Source organism: Frigoribacterium sp. AC759 (assembly GCF_979256015.1).
The window spans coordinates 1-18,835 of the sequence record NZ_CEEDMT010000012.1 but is presented as its reverse complement, the minus strand read 5'-3'; the positions used below and the strand labels follow the sequence as shown (position 1 = coordinate 18,835).

Sequence of the window (18,835 nt, the reverse complement as noted above, 5' to 3'; positions counted from 1 at the left end):
GCCCGCTCAGCGCACCGCCGTGGTCGCGCGGTCGCGCCCCGTGAGGTCGGTCGTGGTGGTGGCCCCGCGCCATCCGTCGGCCTGCAGGATCGCCCGGATCGCGCCTCCTTGGAGTTCGCCGTGCTCGATCACGAGGACTCCCCCGGGTCGCAGCAGGCGACGTGCCGTGAGCGAGAGCGACCGGACCACGACGAGCCCGTCGTCGCCCCCGAAGAGCGCGAGCGCCGGGTCGTGCAGCCGCACCTCGGGGTCGCGCGGGATCATGCCGATCGGCACGTACGGCGGGTTGGAGACCACGACGTCGACCGAGCCGTCGAGCTCGGGCAGCGCGTCGGCGAGATCCCCCTCGACGAGTCGGATGTTCTCGGCGCCGACGGAGGTGATGTTGCGGCGGGTCCAGACGGCTGCCTCGGGCGACAGCTCCACCGCCGAGACGAGGGAGTGCGGCACCTCGGTGGCGAGCGCGAGCGCGAGCGCCCCGCTGCCGGTGCCGAGATCGACGGCGATCGGCTGGGGGGACGCGACCGCGCGCAACGCGTCGATGGCGATCTGCGCGACGCCCTCCGTCTCGGGGCGCGGAACGAACACGCCGGGCCCGACCGCGAGGGTCATCCCCCGGAACGCGGCGGTGCCCGTGATGTGCTGCAGGGGCTCGCGGGAGGCGCGGCGCACGACGAGCGCGGCGAGTGCGTCGACGTCGCCCTCCGCCAGGGGCGCGCGTGTCACCGCCTTGGCCCGGACGACCCCGCGACCCAGATCCGTGACGTGCGCGACGAGCAGCTCGGCGTCGACGGCGGGGCTCGGGACACCCGCCGCCGTGAGGACCGTCTCGGCGGCCGCCAGGGCCGCGTCGACGGTGCTCACGGTCGCGAAGGCGCCCGAGACGGTGTCGCTCACGACGCGGTGTCGCCGATCTCGGCCAGTCGGGCCTCCTCGTCGGCCTGGATGCACGAGTCGACGACCGCCCCGAGAGCGCCGTCCATGACGACGTCGAGGTTGTAGGCCTTGTACCCGGTGCGGTGATCGGCGATGCGGTTCTCGGGGAAGTTGTAGGTGCGGATCCGCTCGGAGCGGTCCATCCCCCGGATCTGGCTCTTGCGGGCGTCGGAGGCGATCGCCGCCTGCTCCTCCTGCTGGCGCGCCAGGATGCGGGCCCGGAGGACGCGCATGCCGGCCTCGCGGTTCTGCAGCTGGCTCTTCTCGTTCTGCATCGCCACGACGATGCCCGTCGGCAGGTGCGTGATGCGGACGGCGGAGTCGGTCGTGTTGACCGACTGCCCGCCGGGGCCGCTCGAGCGGTACACGTCGATCTTGAGGTCGTTCTGGTTGATGTCGACCTCTTCGGGCGCATCGACCTCGGGGAACACGAGGACACCCGTGGTCGACGTGTGGATGCGGCCCTGAGACTCGGTGGCCGGCACGCGCTGGACGCGGTGCACGCCGCCTTCGTACTTCAGGTGAGCCCACACGCCCTGCGAGGGGTCGCTCGCGTTCGACTTGATCGCGATCTGCACGTTCTTGTAGCCGCCCAGGTCGGAGTCGTCGCTCTGGATCATCTCGGTCTTCCAACCGCGCGATTCGGCGAAGTGCAGGTACATGCGCAGGAGGTCGGCGGCGAACAGAGCGCTCTCCGCGCCTCCTTCGCCGCCCTTGATCTCCATGATCACGTCGCGACCGTCGTCGGGGTCGCGAGGGATCAGGAGGCGCCTCAAGCGCTCCTGGGTCTCGTCGAGCCCCTGCTCGAGGGCCGGCACCTCGTCCGCGAAGGCGGCGTCCTCTTTGGCGAGCTCGCGCGCCGCCTCGAGGTCGTCGCCGGCCTGCTGCCAGGCCGTGTGCGCCGCCACGATCCGACTGAGCTCGGCGTAGCGCCGGTTGATCTTCTTGGCCCGCGCCGCATCGGCGTGGACGGCGGGATCACTGAGCTGGGTCTGCAGAGCGTCGTGCTCGGCCAGCAGCACCGCCACCGACTCGAACACTGTTAGTGCTCCTTGTGGCCGTTGTCGTGGCCGTTCGCCGGGACCGACTTCTGGACCTGCACGAGGAACTCGACGTTGCTCTGCGTCTCGCGGAGGTTGCCGAGCACGATCTCGAGGGCCTTCTGCTGGTCGAGACCGGCGAGGGCGCGGCGCAGACGCCAGGTGATCTTGACCTCGTCGGGGCTGAGGAGCATCTCTTCACGGCGGGTGCCGGACGCGTTGACGTCGACGGCCGGGAAGATGCGCTTGTCGGCCAGGTGACGCGACAGGCGGAGCTCCATGTTGCCGGTGCCCTTGAACTCCTCGAAGATCACCTCGTCCATCTTGGAACCGGTCTCGACGAGCGCGGTCGCGAGGATGGTGAGCGAGCCGCCGTTCTCGATGTTGCGAGCGGCACCGAAGAAGCGCTTCGGCGGGTAGAGGGCCGACGAGTCGACGCCGCCCGAGAGAACGCGACCAGAGGCCGGGGCCGACAGGTTGTAGGCACGACCCAGACGCGTGATCGAGTCGAGGAGCACGACCACGTCGTGACCCAGCTCGACGAGGCGCTTGGCACGCTCGATGGCCAGCTCGGCGACCGTCGTGTGGTCTTCGGCGGGTCGGTCGAACGTCGACGCGATGACCTCGCCCTTGACCGTCCGCTGCATGTCGGTGACCTCTTCGGGGCGCTCGTCGACGAGCACTACCATGAGGTGGACCTCGGGGTTGTTCTTCGCGATCGAGTTGGCGATCGCCTGCAGCACGAGCGTCTTGCCGGCCTTGGGCGGCGAGACGATCAGACCGCGCTGACCCTTGCCGATGGGCGCGACGAGGTCGATGATGCGCGTCGACAGCTTCTGCGGCTCGGTCTCGAGACGGAGGCGTTCCTGCGGGTAGAGCGGCGTCAGCTTGTTGAACTCGACGCGCTTGGCAGCCTCCTCGACGGGCTGGCCGTTGATCGAGTCGATGCGCACGATGGCGTTGTACTTCTGACGGCCCTGACCCTGCTCGCCCTCGCGGGGCTGGCGGATGGCGCCGACGACCGCGTCGCCCTTGCGGAGGAAGTACTTCTTGACCTGACCGAGCGACACGTAGACGTCGCTGGCGCCGGGCAGGTAGCCCGTCGTGCGGACGAACGCGTAGTTCTCGAGAACGTCGAGGATGCCCGCGACGGGGATCAGGACGTCGTCCTCGGTGATCTCGGGCTCGAACTCGTCGTTCTGCGTGGCGCCGCGACCGCGCTTGCGATCACGCTGACGACCACGGCCCTGACGGCCGCCCTCGTCGTTCTGCTGGCTGTTGCCCTGGGGCCCGTTGCCCTGAGCACCCGCGGACTGCTGGTCGCCCCGTGCACCGTCGTTCTTGTCGGCGCCGTTCTGCTTGGGCTGCTCGTCGACGCGAGGGGCGTCGGCCTGGCCGTTCTGGCCGTTCTGCTGACCACCCTGAGCGTTCTGACCGTTCTGCTGGCCGTTCTGGCCGTTCTGGCCGTTCTTCCGGTCGCCGCGGTTGCGGTTGCGGCTGCGGCGCCCGCCGCCCTGCTGACCGTTCTGCTGGTCGCCGCCCTGCTCGTCGGAGCCCTGCTGCTCGGCACCGCTCTGCTGCTCGGCGCCGTCCGTGACGCCCTGCGCGGCGGTGCCGGCCTCGGGGGCGCTGCCGGGAGCCTGCGCTGCGTCGTCCTGCTGGGGGGCCTGCGCGGCGGCCACGCTGGCGTCGGTCGCGCGACGCGAGCCGCGGCGGCTGCGCGTGGGGCGCTCGGCGGGGGTCTCGTCGGCTGCGACGGCGGGCGCCGCGCTCGACTCGGCGGTGGTCGCCGCGGCTGCGGTCGCGGACGATGCCTGGTCGGCGCCCGAGACGGCGGGGGCGGTCTCGACGGGAGCCTCGGTGCTCTCGACGATCGGCTCGGTGCCGGTCTCGGTGGCGTTCACGTGGTCGACGGCCCCGCGCTGAGCGGGGGCGCCGGCGGCTGACGACGCACGACGCGAACCGCGACGCTTGGCGGCGGGTGCCTGCGCGACCGGAGCCTCGACGGCGTCGGACGACGGAGCCTCGACGGCGGGCGCCTCGGCGGCGGGTGCCACGTCGAGGGTGGGCTGAGCCGCCTCGGTCGTGGGGGCGACGATGTCGATGCTCTCGGCGGCCGCGGGGATCTCGGTCTCGCTGACGGCGGGGGCCTCGACGGTGCCGGTCGAGGCGCTGGCCTCAGTCGCGGCGATGGCGGCCACGAGGTCGCCCTTGCGGAGCTTGGAGAGACCGCTGATGCCGAGCGACGAGGCGAGGGCCTGCAGCTGGGGCAGGCGCATGGCGCCGAGCTCGGTGGTGCGGTCGATGGACGCGGAGTTGCTGACGTCGGTCACTGGATGGTTTCCTTTCGCTCCCCCGCTCGGAACGGCGGGGCAGAGCTGCTCACACCCCGCTGCCTCTCGCCTGCGCAGAATCGCTGCAGGAGAGGATCTCGGAGGTGCGGTGCACGACTGCCGGATCGGCAGGCGGACACTGCTAGATGTGCACTACGGGATGGTTGCGACCCGGGGACTCGAAGACGTGGAACCCCATGCGGCCCGAATCGGATCGCATCGACCCGAGGTCGATGGGAGGAGGTTCGAACGGTGCTAGATGCCCAGGAAATCTGAGTTTTCTACCGGGTGCGCTACGACTGTAGCACCTTTGAGATCGACGGCCAGCATCAACGCGCGCCACTCGGACACGCCGTGCTCGGCCACCAGATCACTGGCGAACAGGCGCTGGGCCGGGTCGCTGCCGAGCACGAGGAGGGACGGCCCGGCGCCGGACACGACGGCCGCCAGCCCCGCGTCGCGGAGCAGACGGATGAGGGCGTCGGTCTCGGGCATGGCGCTCGCCCGGTAGCTCTGGTGGAGGCGGTCTTCGGTGGCGGCGTGCAGGAGCTCCGGGCTCTGCACGAGGGCTGCGACGAGCAGGGCCGACCGGGAGACGTTGAAGGTGGCGTCCTCGTGGGGCACCGAGGCGGGCTGCAGACTGCGCGCGAGCTTCGTCGAGAGCGTCGTCTCGGGCACGAACACGACCGGCGAGACGCCTCGATGCACCAGGAGTCGCTTGTGAGCGGGCCCCGTCGACGTCGTCCACGCGATCGTGAGACCGCCGAAGAGGGCGGGCGCGACGTTGTCGGGATGCCCCTCGAGCTCGGCCGCCAACGCGAGGAGGTCGGACGACGAGAACTCGACCTCGCCCTCGAGGAGGCCCTTCGCCGCCATGATGCCGGCGACGATCGCGGCGGCGGACGATCCGAGCCCCCGGCCGTGCGGGATGACGTTGCGGGCGTCGAGTCGGAGACCCGGCAGGTCGCGCCCGACGGACGCGTAGGTCGCCGCGATCGCGCGGACGACCAGATGCGAGGCGTCGGTCGGGACCTCCCCCGCGCCCACTCCGGTCACCCTGACGTCGACTCCGCTGCCGGCGGTCGTCGTGACGACGAGCTCGTCGTAGAGCGACAGCGCCAGCCCGAGGGTGTCGAAGCCAGGGCCGAGGTTGGCCGACGTCGCCGGCACCCTGACGAGGACCGACCTCTCGGCCGGGGCGGAGCTCATGCAGAGGCCGGGACGAGCCCGAGCACCTCGGCCACGCGTGCCGTGTCGCTCGCGACGACCGTCGGCTCGACGGTCGACCCGTCGGCGCGACGGAGGGCCCACTGCGGATCTTTCAGCCCGTGACCGGTGACCGTGAGCACGACCGTCGACCCTGCGGGGACGACCCCGGCGTCGGCACGCTCGAGCAGCCCCGCGACGCTGATGGCGGAGGCGGGCTCGACGAAGACGCCGACCTCGGCGCTGAGGATCTTCTGGGCGGCGAGGATGCCCTCGTCGGTGATGGCCCCGAACCAGCCGTTCGTGAGGTCGCGGGCCTCGAGCGCGAGCTGCCACGAGGCCGGGTTGCCGATGCGGATCGCGCTCGCGATCGTCTCGGGCGACCTGACGACCTCGCCGGCGACGATCGGCGCGGAGCCGGCGGCCTGGAAGCCGAACATGCGCGGGAGGCGCGTGGCGCGACCCGCCTCGAGGTCTTCACGGTAGCCACGGGTGTACGCGGTGTAGTTGCCGGCGTTGCCGACGGGGATGAAGTGGAAGTCGGGAGCGTCGCCCAGGACGTCGACGACCTCGAAGGCCGCGGTCTTCTGGCCTTCGATGCGGTCGTTGTTGACCGAGTTCACCAGGTGCACGGGGTAGTTCTCGGCGAGGTCGCGAGCGATGTCGAGGCAGTCGTCGAAGTTGCCCTGGATCTGCAGCAGCTGACCGTCGTGCGCGACGGCCTGGCTCAGCTTGCCCATGGCGATCTTGCCCTCGGGCACCAGCACGGCCGCCGTGATGCCGGCGTGCGCCGCGTAGGCGGCGGCCGACGCCGACGTGTTGCCGGTCGAGGCGCAGATGACGGCCTTGGCGCCGTGCTCGACCGCCTTCGAGATGGCCATGGTCATGCCGCGGTCTTTGAACGAGCCCGTGGGGTTCATGCCCTCGTACTTGACGTAGACCTTCGCGCCCGTGCGGTGCGACAGCGCGGGGGCCGGGATGAGCGGAGTGCCGCCCTCGCCCAGGGTCACGATCGGGGTGGACTCGCTGATGTCGAGACGGTCGGCGTATTCGCGCAGGACACCCTGCCACTGGTGGGCCATCAGGCTCCTTCGACTCTCAGGACGCTCGTGACGGTGTTCACGACCGGTGATTCCTCCAAGGCCTCGACCGTCGCGGCGAGAGAGGACTCGAGCGCACGGTGCGTGCCGATGATCAGAGTAGCGGTGGCCGGGGTGTCGTCGTCGCCGGGTGCCGCCTCCGGCCGGACTCCCCCGGTCTGCTCCACGCTGTGGACGCTGACCCCGTGCTGACTGAGCACGCCGGCGACCTCGGCGAGCACACCGGGCTGGTCGGCCACGTCGAGTGTTATCTGGTAGCGCGTGGTCACGTGGCCGATGGGCAGCACCCGGAGGTTCGCGTGGGTGGACTCCGCGACGCCCGGGCCGCCGATGACGTGGCGGCGAGCGGCCGACACGAGGTCGCCCAGCACGGCCGACGCCGTCTCGACGCCGCCGGCGCCCGCACCGTAGAACATGAGGTCTCCGGCGGCCTCGGCCTCGACGAAGACGGCGTTCTTCGCGCCGTGCACCGCGGCGAGCGGGTGCCCGAGCGGCACGAGCGCGGGATAGACGCGCGCGCTGACGCCCTCGACCCCGTCGGTGTCGACGAGACGCTCGCAGATCGCCAGGATCTTCACGACGTAGCCGGCCTTGCGCGCGGCGACGACCTGCTCGTGGGTGACGCGCGTGATGCCCTCGCGGTGCACGGCATCGAGCGGCACCGTCGTGTGGAACGCGAGGCTGGCGAGGATGGCGGCCTTCTGCGCCGCGTCGTAGCCCTCGATGTCGGCGGTGGGGTCCGCCTCCGCGTAGCCGAGCTCGGTGGCCGTGGCGAGAGCGGCCTCGAGCGTGTCGCCGTCGGTGTCCATGCGGTCGAGGATGAAGTTCGTCGTGCCGTTGACGATGCCCATGATCCGCACGATCCGGTCGCCGGCCAGGCTGTCGCGGAGGGGTCGGATGATCGGGATGGCACCCGCCACGGCCGCCTCGTAGTACAGCTGCGCGCCGACCTGCTCGGCCGCCTCGAAGAGCTCCGGGCCGTGACTCGCCAGCAGCGCCTTGTTGCCCGTCACGACGTCGGCGCCCGAGCCGAGCGCCTTGAGGATGTGGGTCCGCGCCGGCTCGATGCCCCCCATGAGCTCGACGACGATGTCGGCGCCGAGGATCAGCGAGTCGATGTCGGTGGTCAGCAGCTCCCGCGGCAGATCGACGTCGCGGCGGGCGTCGACGTCGCGCACGCCGATGCCGACGAGCTCGAGCCCCGCACCCGCGCGCCCGGCGAGGTCGTCCGCCTGCTCGAGGAGCAACCGGGCCACCTGGGACCCCACTGAGCCGGCACCCAGCAGGGCGACCCTCACGTTGCGGTATTCGATCATGGCGTTCCGTTCTCATGGGTGGGCCCGCATCGGCGGGCCCGGTTCGGTGCGGGAGGTGCGGTGGCGTCGGCGGAGTGGCCCGACGGGCGTCTCAGGAGAGACCGGCGTCTCGGGCGAGGAGGTCGGCCTCGGTCTCGCCGCGGACGATGACCCGCGACTCCCCGTCGACGACGGCCACCACGGGCGGTCGCCCGACGTGGTTGTAGTTGCTCGCGAGACTCCAGCAGTAGGCGCCCGTCGCGGGCACGCCCACCAGGTCACCGGGGGCGACGTCGCCCGGCAGGTAGTCGGCCAGGACGACGAGGTCGCCGCTCTCGCAGTGCTTGCCGGCCACGCGGACGAGCACCGGGTCGGCCGAGGAGGCGCGGTTCGCGATCGCGACGGAGTAGTCGGCCGCGTAGAGGGCCGTCCGGGCGTTGTCGCTCATCCCCCCGTCGACGCTGACGTAGCGCCGCACGGCCTGACCGGAGCCGTCGTCCGCGGTGACGAGGACGTCCTTGACGATGCCGACCTCGTACAGGGTCGTGCCCGACGGCCCGATGATCGAGCGACCCGGTTCGACGGCCATCACCGGGACGGGGATGCCGAGTCGGCGGCACTCCTCGTCGACGATGTCGGCCAGGGCCGCGGCCAGCTCGGTGAGAGGACGGGCGTCGTCGGCGCTCGTGTAGGCGATGCCGAACCCCCCGCCGAGGTTCAGCTCGGGCACGTCGCCGTCGCGCAGCAGGTCGGCGTGGACGCCGAGCAGGCGCGACGCGGCCTCGGCGAAGCCGTCGCTGCCGAAGATCTGCGAGCCGATGTGCGAGTGCAGACCGAGGAACCTCAGCGACGCGCGCTCTCGGACGGCGGCGACGACCTCGGGGGCGTCGGCGAGGGGCACACCGAACTTCTGGTCCTCCCTCGCCGTCGCGAGGTACTCGTGGGTCGACGCGTGCACGCCGGAGTTGACGCGCAGCCGGACGGCCTGCACCACCCCGTGGCGATCGGCGGCGTCGGCCACGCGGACGACCTCGTCGGCGTTGTCGAGCACGATCACGCCGATGCCCGCCGCGACCGTGCGGTCGATCTCGCCGAGCGACTTGTTGTTGCCGTGGAATCCCATCAGCGACGGGTCGACCCCGGCCGCTCGGGCGACGGCGAACTCGCCGCCGGTGCAGATGTCGACGCGCATGCCGGCGGCCGCGACCCAGCGGGCGATCTCCACCGACAGGAAGGCCTTCGCCGCGTAGTACACCGACACCGTGGTGCCGATCCGCCCGAACTCACGACCGAACGCCTCGACCGCGTCGGCGGCACGGCCTCGGGCGTCGGCCTCGTCGACGACGTAGAGGGGGGTGCCGTAGCGGGCGGCGAGCTCGCCGACGGTCACGCCGCCGAGGGCGATCTCGCCCGAGGACTCGTCGCGGGCCGCCGTGCGCGACCAGACGGACGCGTCGAGGGCGTTGGGCTCGGCCGGGACGTGGAGCCAGGCGGGGGCGAGGGGATTCGACGACACGGGCACCTCGGTGTTCGGGGACGGCGGGATGTGGTCAGAGCCTACCGACCGCGGGGGCGGCGCGAGGCTGGCTCGGTCGATCACGAGCAGGTGGCCTCGTCGTCGAGCACCGGCTCGGACAGGTCGAGACCGGGGCTCGACAGGTCGATCGACGCACGACCGGGTGCGACGTCGACCGCCGTGATCGCGGCACCGGTCGGCAGGTACTCGGCCACGCACACCGTGGTGGCGAAGTCGCCGAGGAACCTCGAGAGGTCGAGTCGGAGCGACGTGTCGGGCAGCGAGGCCGCGGTCGGCGTGAACGCGATCGCCCGCCCCGCGTCGGCGACGGCGGCGGAGGCGGAGACGTCGACGGGCACGTCCCCGATGATCGGCACCGCGAAGCTCTTCGTGTACGTGACCTCGCGGTCGCCGAACGTCACCGCGCCTCCTGAATCGCGGATGCCGTCGAGACGGTTGACCGTCGCGGCGTCGGCCGAGACCGTGCCCGTCGCCGCGCCGGTCGCTCCGACGAGATCGGTCGGGACGTCGACGACGTCGACCTGGAATCGGAGGGGCTCGGACTCGGAGCCCGACGACAGCGTCACGGAGTCGAGGCTGCCCCGCACGAGCTGCCAGAGCATCGACGTGCCGTGGATGTCGACCTCTACCCCCGCGATGCCCGAGGTCGTCTCGATCTCGGCCGAGGCGCGGTCTTCGATGACGTCGCGGGTGACGACGTCGGCCACGACGACGAGCCCGACGAGCACCGCCAGCACGAGGGCGACGATCACGACGACGCGACCGCGGCGACGCCCCGGTCGCGCTGCGCCCGCACCGTCGGAGGCGGTCACATGCGGTCCGGAGCGGAGACGCCGAGCAACCCGAGGCCGTTGCGGATGACCTGACCGGCGGCCTCGTTGAGCCAGAGCCGGGTGCGGTGCAGATCGGTGACCTCTTCGTCGCCGAGCGGCGTCACCCGGCACGAGTCGTACCAGCGGTGGTACGTGCCCGCCAGCTCTTCGACGTAGCGCGCGACGCGGTGCGGCTCGCGGAGCTCGGCGGCCTGGCGGACCACCCGGGGCAGTTCGGCGAGCGCGCCGAGCAGGGCGGCCTCGGTCGGGTGCGAGAGGAGCGACGCGTCGAAGGCCTCGCGGGTGACGCCGGCGGCCTCGGCGTTGCGGGCCACCGCACGGGTGCGGGCGTGGGCGTACTGGACGTAGAAGACCGGGTTGTCGTTGCTGCGTCGGGTCAGCAGATCGAGGTCGATGTCGATCGAGCTGTTGACCGGGCTGCGGACGAGCGAGTAGCGACCGGCGTCGACCCCGACGGCGTCGACGAGGTCCTCCATCGTGACGACGGTCCCGTTGCGCTTCGACATGCGGAGGGGCTCGCCGTCGCGGAGCAGGTTGACCATCTGCCCGATGAGGATCTCGAGGTTGACGCCCGGCTCGTCGCCGAACGCGGCGCACATCGCCATCATGCGACCCACGTAGCCGTGGTGGTCGGCGCCCAGCATGATCAGGTTGCGCTCGAAGCCCCGCTCGCGCTTGTCGAGGTAGTAGGCCAGGTCGCCGGCGATGTAGGCCGCCTCGCCGTCGGTCTTGATGACGACGCGGTCGCGGTCGTCGCCGAAGTCGCTGGTCTTCAGCCAGGTGGCGCCCTCGGCCTCGTAGATGTGACCGAGCTCGCGGAGGCGCGCGACCGCCCGCTCGACGGCCTTCGACTCGTGCAGGGAGTTCTCGTGGAAGTAGACGTCGAAGTCGACGCCGAAGTCGTGCAGGGACTTCTTGATGTCGGCGAACATGAAGTCGACGCCGACCGAGCGGAAGACCTCTTGTGCCTCGGCACGCGGGAGCTCGCGGACGTCGCCGTCGTGGGTGGCCATGACGCGGGCGGCGATGTCGGCGATGTAGAGACCGCCGTAGCCGTCTTCGGGGGTGGGCTCGCCGAGTGCGCTGGCCAGGAGGCTGCGGGCGAACCGGTCGATCTGACCGCCGTGGTCGTTGAAGTAGTACTCGCGGGTGACGAGCGCCCCCTGGGCCTGGAAGACGCGGGCGAGGCTGTCGCCGACCGCCGCCCAGCGCACCCCGCCGAGGTGGATCGGGCCGGTCGGGTTGGCGGAGACGAACTCGAGGTCGATGGTGACGCCCTCGTAGTAGTCGCCCCGGCCGAACGACTCGCCCTGCTCGACGATGACCTTGGCGAGAGCACCCGCGGCCGCGGCGTCGAGACGGATGTTGACGAAGCCCGGGCCGGCGACGTCGACGTCGGCGACACCGTCGACCTCGGCGAGCTCGCCGGCGATCTCGGTGGCCAGCTCGCGGGGGTTCGTCCCGACGCGCTTGGCGAACTTCATGGCGACGTTGGTCGTCCAGTCGCCGTGGTCGAGATTGCGCGGGCGCTCGAGCACGACGTCGGCCGGGGTCACCTCGACCTCGTCGGCGAGGCCGCGACGCTCGAGGACACCCGAGACGACGGCGAGGAGGGACGAGGAGAGTTCGGCGGGAGTCACGAGCGACGATCTTACCGTCAGACGACGGACGGGGAGCCGGGCGCCGTCCGGCATCGGACGGCATCCGACGGCACACGGCGTCGCCCGGCCGTGCCCCACGGCGTCCGATGGCATCCATAGCCTGCGTCGGAGAGGATGGTGGTCATGACGTCGACCCATCACCGCTTCCTGCGGGGCCTGGCCCTCACCGCCGTCGTCGGAGCAGCCGCCCTGCCGCTCGCGGCCTGCACCTCGGCGGCCCCGCCGACGGGGGCCCCGACCTCCGAGTCGTCCGCCGCCGCGTCCGCCGACCCGGCACCCGAGGAGTCCCCGACCGCCACGCCCCCGACGCTGGTGAGCACGCCGGTCGATCTGGACTGCGCGAGTCTCGTCGACCCCGCCTCCCTGTCCGCGCTCTACCCGGGGCTCACCGCCGCGGAGGCACCGGAGCCCGCCGCCGACGACGCCGACGCAGCCGACAGCGCCACGACACCCCCGCTCGGACGCATCGCCGCGGCCGACGGCACCCTCTGCGCCTGGACGGACGCCGCGAACGAGACCATCACCCTCGGGGTCGCGCAGTACGACGACGCCGGGCTCACCTCGTTGGCGAACGACCTCGTCGCCTCGAGCAACTCCGTGCCGACCTACGGCGTCGAGGGCTACTTCGACATCGAGCGGGGCGTCGGCCGCGCGGAGCTGTTCCCCCTCCCCTACGACGTCGTGATCGAGTCGACCGCGTTCGTCGAGCCGGGCTCGGCCGAGCCGATGGCCGCGCAGGTGGTGGCGGCGCTCCAGGCGACCGGCGCGACCGGCTGACCCGCGCCTCCTCGGCTCCTCGGCTTGGACCGCCTCCGCGACTCGGGGCCGCGCGTCGGGCGGGGCGGCTCAGGCGGCCCGGACGGACGTGCGGTTCGCCAGGGCCTCGTGCCGCAGCCGTGCGAGCAGCGCGGGCAGCTGGGCCCGATCGGCGCCCGGGTCCTCCGGGTGCCACTGCACGCCGGTGATCGGAGCGCGCTCGTGCTCGACCGCCTCGACGGCGCCGTCGGCCGCTCGTGCCACGACGACCAGACCGTCGCCGGGCCGACCGATCGCCTGGTGATGCGAGCTGCGGACGACGGCGGTCGTGCCCAGGACGCCCGCGAGCCGACTCGTCGGCTCGATCGCGACGGAGTGGTCGGTCATCGACAGATCGGCGGGGACTCCCCCGGTGCGGTGCAGTCCGCTCTCGTCGTGCAGGTGCTGGACGAGCGTGCCCCCGAGGGCGACGGAGACGATCTGGTGGCCGCGGCAGATGCCGAGCACCGGCGTCAGCGTCTCGAGGGACCGCCGCACGAGGGCGATCTGCGCCTCGTCGGCGACGACGTCGTGCGGCCCCTCGCCGGGGTAGCCGCCCTGCGCGCCGTAGAGATGGGGCGAGACGTCCTCCCCGCCGAGGACGACCACGGCGTCGGCCCGCGACGTCTCACGGAGGAGGGCGTCCGCCCCGAGATCGCGTGCGGCGAGCCGCTCGGCGACCCACCCGCCGCGGGCCGCGTCGCCGAGCGCCCGGGCCACCATCGTCTGCACGTACGCGTCGTAGCGCGGAGCGTGCGGGCGGTGGCGGGTCACCTCGACGACGGCGAGGCGGAGGGGCTCGGAGGGCATGGACCCATCGTCGTCGCCGCCCGGCCGGGGTGCGAGCTCCGTGTCGCCGCGTTACGCCCTCGAACCCGGCCGGATCAGGGCCACAAGGAGGCGCGGGTCCAGCCGTCGCCGTCGCGGTCGTACCGCAAACGCACCTGATCGCGGCCGCTCGTGGCCTGCCAGAACTCGACGGACTCGGGTTCGACCCGGTAGGCCGTCCAGTCGTCGGGGGCGAACTCGGGATTCTCGTCGATGCGCGCACGGGCGGCGTCGAGCGCGCGCCGCGCCTCCTCGGGATCGTCGATCACGCTGCTCTGCGGGAGGGCGATGGCGCCGGCCCTCGAGGCGGGGTGCCGCGAGGTGAAGTCGGACTCGCTCACCTCGCGCGGCCCGGCGACGGCACGGCCGCCCACCCGGATCTGCCGACCCCGCTCGGACCAGAAGAACGAGAGGGCGACGCGGGGCTCCGCCTCGATCTGCCGCCCCTTCGGGCTGAGCGACGACGACGCGAACCAGAAGGCGCTGTCGACGTCCTTCAGCAGCACCACGCGGGACGCCGGCGCGCCGTCGGCGTCGACCGTCGCGAGCGTCATCGCCTGCGGCTGCGAGACACCGGCCTCGACGGCGTCGACGAGCCACTCGACCACGAGCTCGCGGGGGTCGTCCGGCGCGGCCCCGGGGTCGAGGGCCGGGACGTCGGGGTGGGGCGGCTTCGCCTCGCGCAGCCGGTCGCGGAGGGTCGGGGCGGACTCGTCGGTGCTCATGGCACCAGCGTGCTCCCCGGGGATGCGGCGCGACCGGGAGCGGCGTCGGGAGGCGCACGGAATGGCTGCTAACCTGGACGACGTCCCGGGCCCCCATAGCTCAGGGGATAGAGCACTGCCCTCCGGAGGCAGGGGCGAAGGTTCGAATCCTTCTGGGGGCACCACAGAATCGTCCGACCGATTACTGATCCGCCTCGCGGCCCTCGAGTCCGCGGCGGAGAACGCGCTCGGGCACGTCGAGATGGCGGGCGACGTCGCGCATCGGCATGTCGTCGGCGAGCAGCACCCGGGCGATCCGCAGCCGGCGACTGCTCAGAGTCTGACGGCTGCGGGACATCGCCTCGCGCGCCTCCCGACGGCGCCTCGTCGCCGCCAGACCCGCCTCGGCGTCGAGCGACCGCTCGTGACCGGCCAGCGCCGACGCCGTACGGAAGAAGAACCGACCCCAGGGGCCGATCTCGTCGATGCCGTCGTCGAGCGATCGGAAGGCGACACCGCGGTCGTCGAGCCCCGCCACGAGATCGAGCAGCGCCGCCACCGAGCCGCCCAGCCGGTCGAGCCGCGTGACGACGAAGACGTCGCCGTCACGGAGCGAGGCCAGCGCGTCGACCAGAAAGGGCTGGCGCTCGCGACGCCCCGTGGCCCGGTCGATGTAGATGCGCTCGCACGCCGCCGCCTCGAGCACGGCCTGCTGCCGGTCGGGGGCCGGGTCGTCGTCCGAGATGCGGGCGTAGCCGATCACCGCCATGACGGACCCCTCTCAGAGACGAACGGCCCCGCCGAGGCGGGGCCGTGGTTCGGACGCGGTGCCGGTGGGCACCGCCAACGTGCGGATCAGGAGTAGGTGAGCGCGATGACCGCGACGTCGAGCGTGCGGTACACGCCCTCGGCACGGGTCGCGGTGCGGACCCGACCCCGCAGGACCTCGAAGCGACCCTCGGACTCGTGCACGAAGCCGATCACGCCGGCGGTGGGTGTGGACACTCGGTGATACCCGTCGCCCAGGGGCACGACCTCTGCCCGGGACGTCTTCTCGAGAACGGCTCCCATGGTGTTCCTCCTCGCTTGCCTCGGACCGACTCTGGTCCGATGAGGCGAGAGTACGCCCGTACCCCGTGAGTGGGGTACAGATCATCCGGAAAACGTCATGCGGGTGGCGGCTCGGCCACCACGACCACCCGTCGACGCGCCGTGACGGTGACCCCGACGCTCGCCGCCGTCACCAGAGACAGGGCGATCAGCTCGCGGGCGCCGAGCCCCTGACCGAGCACGACCAGCCCGGCCAGCGCGGCCATCGCGGGCCCGAGGCTCGACAGCACGCCGAAGACCCGGGTGGGCAGTCGCCGCAGCGCGACCATCTCAAGCGCGTAGGGGACGGCCGACGTCGCGACGGCCACGACGAGGAAGACGCCGAGGAGGCGCGGGTCGGCCATCACGGCGGCGGTCGCGTCGGCCGCGCCGAACGGCACCACCACGACGGCGGCGACCAGCATCGAGACGGCCAGCCCGGAGAGCGAGTCGGCGCGGCGCCCGAGGTTCGCGTTGGCGACGATGTAGCCCGCCCAGAAGGCCCCGGCGCCGAGCGCGAGCACGACGCCCAGCGCGGGGATCGCGCCGCTCGAATCGGAGCCGAGCACCACGACCCCGCCGAGGGCGAGCACCGCCCAGCCGGCGTCGAGCCAGCGTCGCGTCTGCACGAGGGCCACGACGAGCGGGCCGAGGAACTCGAGCGTGACGGCGACGCCGAGCGGGACGACGTCGATGGCGAGGTAGATGAGCGAGTTCATGCCGGCGAGCGCGAGACCGAGCAGGACGACGCCCAGCCACGTGCGGGCGTCCCAGCCGCGGACGCGGGGGCGGAAGACGGCGAGCAGGATGACGGCGCCGAAGGCGAGGCGGAGGGCCGCCGCGCCGAGAGGGCCGACGGCGTCGAAGTGGGTCCGCGCGAGGGCGGCGCCGAACTGCACCGAGACGATGGCCCCGACCGCCAGGATCGGGGCGGGGACGACGTCGAGGGGGGATCGACTCACGGCGGGGGTTCCTCACGGACGGACGGGGGCCTCGGGGGCCTGCGCCGCGGTGCGGCACTACGATCGTGGCATGTCCGACGCCCTGCCCGTGATCTCGTCGGTCGTCGAGATGTTCGGCTGGCTGGGGTTCATCGCGGGGACGCCGTTCTCGATCGCCGCCGCGGTCTCGAGACGCCGGGCCCGTCGGTACGAGAAGACCGTCGCCGTCGTCATCCCCGCTCCGGACTACGCGCGGGTCGCGACGGCGCGCTGGATGGACTCGTGGGGCGACCTGCACGAGACCCAGTTCGCCGACTACGCCATCGAGACGCCCGTGGAGACCGAGTTGACGGTCCATTACGACCCTCGCCGCCCCTCCTCGGTGCGAACGGACACCCCGCATGAGGACGGACACGCGTTCCGTCTGGCCGGGGGCGTGCTGCTCTCGGTCGGCGCCGTGTGCGCCGTCGCCTCGGTCGCCCTGCTCTTCGTCGAGTGATCTCGGCGCGGCGCGCACTCGACACGGCGTGACCGCCCCCGGCCGTCGCCCGGGCGACGTGTCGGTGCCCGTCACTAGACTCGGCCCCATCATCGAGGGGAGAGTCGTGGGCGTCGTCGCACGGAGTGGTCGGATCATGACGGGCATCGCTCTGGCGGGTGCTCTGGCGCTCGGAGGGACGCTCGTCGGCGCCACGGCCGCGCAGGCGGTGGCGCCGGTGGATCTCGCCGGCGCGTACGTCGTCGACCAGGCCGACGTGCTGACCGACGCCGACGAGCAGCGGGTCGAGCAGTCGCTCGACTCGCTCGCGGCCGAGAACGGCACGAACCTCTTCGTCGTGTACGTCGACTCGTTCACGTCGCCCTCCGACCGCGCCGCCTGGGGTCGGGCGACGGCCGAGCAGAATCAGCTGGGCGTCAACGACGTGCTGCTCTCCGTGGCGATCGACGACCGCCTGTACGACCTCTCGGTCGCCGACGGCTCGTCGATCACCGCCGCGGACCAGTCCGCCCTCGAGACCGACGTGCTCGTGCCCGAGCTGCGCGACGGCGACTGGGCCGGGGCGGCGACCTCGCTCGCCGACGCCATCGGGACGGACGGGTCGGGGTCGGGCGGCGACGACGGCTCGTCCGGGGGCGGCGACGCGACGTGGCTGCTCTGGACCCTGGGGGTGCTGGCCCTCGTCGTGATCGCCGTGGTCGTCGCCGTCGCGATCGCCCGCCGCCGCCGGCGCAACCGCGCCCTCGCCGCGGCCCGTGCCGAGCAGGACGACATCGAGCGGCGGGCGGCGGGCCTGCTCGTCGCCCTCGACGACGAGATCACCGCCGGGGCCCAGGAGGTCGGCTTCGCCGCCGCCCAGTTCGGCGACCAGGCGGCCCGACCGTTCGCCGAGGCCCTCGAATCGGCCCGATCGAGTGCGCGGGAGGCCTTCGAGCTCCGTCAGCGACTGGACGACCACGTCCCCGACAGCCCCGAGCAGCGTCGCGAGTGGACGCTGCGCATCGTCGAGCTCTGCGAGTCGGCCGGCACGGCGCTCGACGCGCAGTCCGACGCCTTCGACGAGATGCGACGTGCCGAGGACGACGCGCCCGCCGACGCCGCCGCGTTGACCGGAGCACGCGACGAGCGCCGGTCCCGGCTGGGCGAGACGCGTGCGACGCTCGCCGCGTTGTCGCGCACCTACTCCCCCACCGCGGTGGCCACCATCACCGGCAACGTCGATCAGGCCGAGCGTCTGCTCGAGTTCGTCGACGAGTGCGCCGAGGCCGCCCGCACCCATCTCTCGGCGGGCGAGACCGGCCAGGCCGTCGCCCGGATCCGAGCCGGACGACAGGCGCTCGGGCAGGTCGACCAGCTCGCCGACGCCGTCGATCGTGCAGGAGACTCGCTGGCGACGGCTCAGAGCCGGATCGGCGCTCTGACCGCCGAGCTCCGCACCGATCTCGACACGGCCCGTGCCCTCGAGCCCTCGGCCGCTCCCCGCGGGGTGGACCTCGCGGCGACGGTCACGACGGTCGACGCCGCCCTCCGCTTCGCCGCGGAGAACCCCGCCGACCCCTTGGCCGTGCTCTCCCGGCTCGACGACGCCGACACCCGGGTCGATGCGGCCCTCGCGGCCGTCCGCGACGCCGAGACCGCTCGGCGTCGGGCCCAGGCCGCGCTCGATCAGGCCCTGCTGTCCGGGCGCAGTCGGATCAGCGCCGCCCGCGACTTCATCGAGACCCGCCGCGGTGCCGTGGGGCCCGGCGCCCGGACGCGCCTGTCGGAGGCCGAGCGGCACCTGGCCACCGCCGTCTCGCTCGCCACCGTCGACCGCGACGCCGCCCTCGGCGAGGCCCACCTGGCCAACCAGGCCGCCGAGGCGGCCTCGAGCGAGGCCGCGTCCGACGTCTCGTCGTACCAGCAGGGTTCGCCGTTCGGCGGGGGTGGCGGCTACGGCTACGGCGGCGGCGGGGGCCGCGGGTCGGGCGGAGCGGATCTCGGCGGCATCGTCACCGGACTGATCATCGGCGGGCTCTTCAGCGGCGGGGGCGGCGGG

Annotated in this window: 17 protein-coding genes and 1 tRNA gene; 4 read left to right on the top strand and 14 right to left on the bottom strand. The window is 72.6% G+C overall.

What is annotated here, in order from left to right:
* Positions 1-6: 6 nt before the first annotated feature.
* The 9 genes from prmC to argS all read right to left on the bottom strand — a co-directional run bounded on the left by prmC (position 7) and on the right by argS (position 11,920).
* Positions 7-897 (bottom strand): peptide chain release factor N(5)-glutamine methyltransferase, encoded by an 891-nt coding sequence (gene prmC / locus ACZ6JE_RS09995; protein ID WP_464318856.1) that lies wholly within the window; start codon positions 895-897, stop codon positions 7-9.
* A complete protein-coding gene (prfA, locus tag ACZ6JE_RS09990) occupies positions 894-1,976 on the bottom strand; it encodes a peptide chain release factor 1 (RefSeq protein WP_464318855.1) in 1,083 nt (360 codons plus the stop codon). The genes prmC and prfA overlap by 4 nt, the downstream gene beginning before the upstream one ends.
* 2 nt (positions 1,977-1,978) lie before the next feature.
* Complete coding sequence (gene rho, locus ACZ6JE_RS09985; protein ID WP_464318854.1) at positions 1,979-4,309, bottom strand: transcription termination factor Rho; 2,331 nt, start codon at positions 4,307-4,309, stop codon at positions 1,979-1,981.
* A 255-nt stretch (positions 4,310-4,564) separates the two neighbouring features.
* Positions 4,565-5,518, bottom strand: coding sequence for a homoserine kinase (gene thrB / locus ACZ6JE_RS09980; RefSeq protein WP_464318853.1), 954 nt, complete (start codon positions 5,516-5,518; stop codon positions 4,565-4,567).
* Positions 5,515-6,597, bottom strand: a complete 1,083-nt coding sequence (thrC, locus tag ACZ6JE_RS09975) for a threonine synthase (protein WP_192058130.1) — start codon at positions 6,595-6,597, stop codon at positions 5,515-5,517. The genes thrB and thrC overlap by 4 nt, the downstream gene beginning before the upstream one ends.
* Positions 6,597-7,931: a homoserine dehydrogenase gene (locus tag ACZ6JE_RS09970; RefSeq protein ID WP_192058133.1), complete on the bottom strand. Its 1,335-nt coding sequence runs from the start codon at positions 7,929-7,931 to the stop codon at positions 6,597-6,599. The genes thrC and ACZ6JE_RS09970 overlap by 1 nt, the downstream gene beginning before the upstream one ends.
* A gap of 91 nt (positions 7,932-8,022) precedes the next feature.
* Entirely contained in the window at positions 8,023-9,426 is a 1,404-nt protein-coding gene (gene lysA / locus ACZ6JE_RS09965; protein ID WP_464318852.1) for a diaminopimelate decarboxylase, read from the bottom strand.
* Positions 9,427-9,506: 80 nt separating this feature from the next.
* Positions 9,507-10,259: an LmeA family phospholipid-binding protein gene (locus ACZ6JE_RS09960; RefSeq protein ID WP_464318851.1), complete on the bottom strand. Its 753-nt coding sequence runs from the start codon at positions 10,257-10,259 to the stop codon at positions 9,507-9,509.
* Positions 10,256-11,920 carry an arginine--tRNA ligase gene (gene argS, locus ACZ6JE_RS09955; RefSeq protein WP_464318850.1) on the bottom strand — a complete coding sequence of 555 codons (1,665 nt, stop codon included), beginning with the start codon at positions 11,918-11,920 and terminating at the stop codon, positions 10,256-10,258. Before argS ends, ACZ6JE_RS09960 begins: the two co-directional genes overlap by 4 nt.
* A gap of 144 nt (positions 11,921-12,064) precedes the next feature.
* On the opposite strand from argS, the gene ACZ6JE_RS09950 reads away from it, so the two are divergent.
* Positions 12,065-12,718 carry a hypothetical protein gene (locus ACZ6JE_RS09950; RefSeq protein WP_464318849.1) on the top strand — a complete coding sequence of 218 codons (654 nt, stop codon included), beginning with the start codon at positions 12,065-12,067 and terminating at the stop codon, positions 12,716-12,718.
* A 69-nt stretch (positions 12,719-12,787) separates the two neighbouring features.
* Here ACZ6JE_RS09950 and ACZ6JE_RS09945 read toward each other — a convergent pair whose 3' ends face one another.
* Positions 12,788-13,546 carry a gamma-glutamyl-gamma-aminobutyrate hydrolase family protein gene (locus tag ACZ6JE_RS09945; protein ID WP_243215636.1) on the bottom strand — a complete coding sequence of 253 codons (759 nt, stop codon included), beginning with the start codon at positions 13,544-13,546 and terminating at the stop codon, positions 12,788-12,790.
* A gap of 74 nt (positions 13,547-13,620) precedes the next feature.
* Positions 13,621-14,289, bottom strand: a complete 669-nt coding sequence (locus ACZ6JE_RS09940; RefSeq protein ID WP_243215637.1) for a pyridoxine/pyridoxamine 5'-phosphate oxidase — start codon at positions 14,287-14,289, stop codon at positions 13,621-13,623.
* Positions 14,290-14,378: 89 nt separating this feature from the next.
* Between ACZ6JE_RS09940 and ACZ6JE_RS09935 the strand changes: the two genes are divergently transcribed.
* Positions 14,379-14,453 (top strand) — tRNA-Arg (locus tag ACZ6JE_RS09935).
* A gap of 17 nt (positions 14,454-14,470) precedes the next feature.
* Here ACZ6JE_RS09935 and ACZ6JE_RS09930 read toward each other — a convergent pair.
* The 3 genes from ACZ6JE_RS09930 to ACZ6JE_RS09920 all read right to left on the bottom strand — a co-directional run bounded on the left by ACZ6JE_RS09930 (position 14,471) and on the right by ACZ6JE_RS09920 (position 16,319).
* On the bottom strand, positions 14,471-15,037 hold the full coding sequence (locus tag ACZ6JE_RS09930) for a recombinase family protein (RefSeq protein WP_320479960.1): 567 nt from the start codon (positions 15,035-15,037) through the stop codon (positions 14,471-14,473).
* Positions 15,038-15,123: 86 nt separating this feature from the next.
* Complete coding sequence (locus ACZ6JE_RS09925) at positions 15,124-15,339, bottom strand: hypothetical protein (protein WP_192058151.1); 216 nt, start codon at positions 15,337-15,339, stop codon at positions 15,124-15,126.
* 95 nt (positions 15,340-15,434) lie between these two features.
* Complete coding sequence (locus ACZ6JE_RS09920; protein ID WP_243215639.1) at positions 15,435-16,319, bottom strand: EamA family transporter; 885 nt, start codon at positions 16,317-16,319, stop codon at positions 15,435-15,437.
* Positions 16,320-16,389: 70 nt separating this feature from the next.
* On the opposite strand from ACZ6JE_RS09920, the gene ACZ6JE_RS09915 reads away from it, so the two are divergent.
* A complete protein-coding gene (locus ACZ6JE_RS09915) occupies positions 16,390-16,797 on the top strand; it encodes a hypothetical protein (RefSeq protein WP_192058155.1) in 408 nt (135 codons plus the stop codon).
* A gap of 136 nt (positions 16,798-16,933) precedes the next feature.
* On the top strand, positions 16,934-18,835 hold a 1,902-nt coding region (locus ACZ6JE_RS09910; RefSeq protein ID WP_464318848.1), incomplete at its 3' end, for a TPM domain-containing protein.

Coding starts and splice junctions, on each gene's coding strand:
- thrB (WP_464318853.1), bottom strand. CDS start 5,518: ATGAGCTCCGCCCCGGCCGAGAGGTCGGTCCTCGTCAGGGTGCCGGCG.
- thrC (WP_192058130.1), bottom strand. CDS start 6,597: ATGGCCCACCAGTGGCAGGGTGTCCTGCGCGAATACGCCGACCGTCTC.
- ACZ6JE_RS09970 (WP_192058133.1), bottom strand. CDS start 7,931: ATGATCGAATACCGCAACGTGAGGGTCGCCCTGCTGGGTGCCGGCTCA.
- ACZ6JE_RS09950 (WP_464318849.1), top strand. CDS start 12,065: ATGACGTCGACCCATCACCGCTTCCTGCGGGGCCTGGCCCTCACCGCC.
- ACZ6JE_RS09945 (WP_243215636.1), bottom strand. CDS start 13,546: ATGCCCTCCGAGCCCCTCCGCCTCGCCGTCGTCGAGGTGACCCGCCAC.
- ACZ6JE_RS09940 (WP_243215637.1), bottom strand. CDS start 14,289: ATGAGCACCGACGAGTCCGCCCCGACCCTCCGCGACCGGCTGCGCGAG.
- ACZ6JE_RS09930 (WP_320479960.1), bottom strand. CDS start 15,037: ATGGCGGTGATCGGCTACGCCCGCATCTCGGACGACGACCCGGCCCCC.
- ACZ6JE_RS09925 (WP_192058151.1), bottom strand. CDS start 15,339: ATGGGAGCCGTTCTCGAGAAGACGTCCCGGGCAGAGGTCGTGCCCCTG.
- ACZ6JE_RS09915 (WP_192058155.1), top strand. CDS start 16,390: ATGTCCGACGCCCTGCCCGTGATCTCGTCGGTCGTCGAGATGTTCGGC.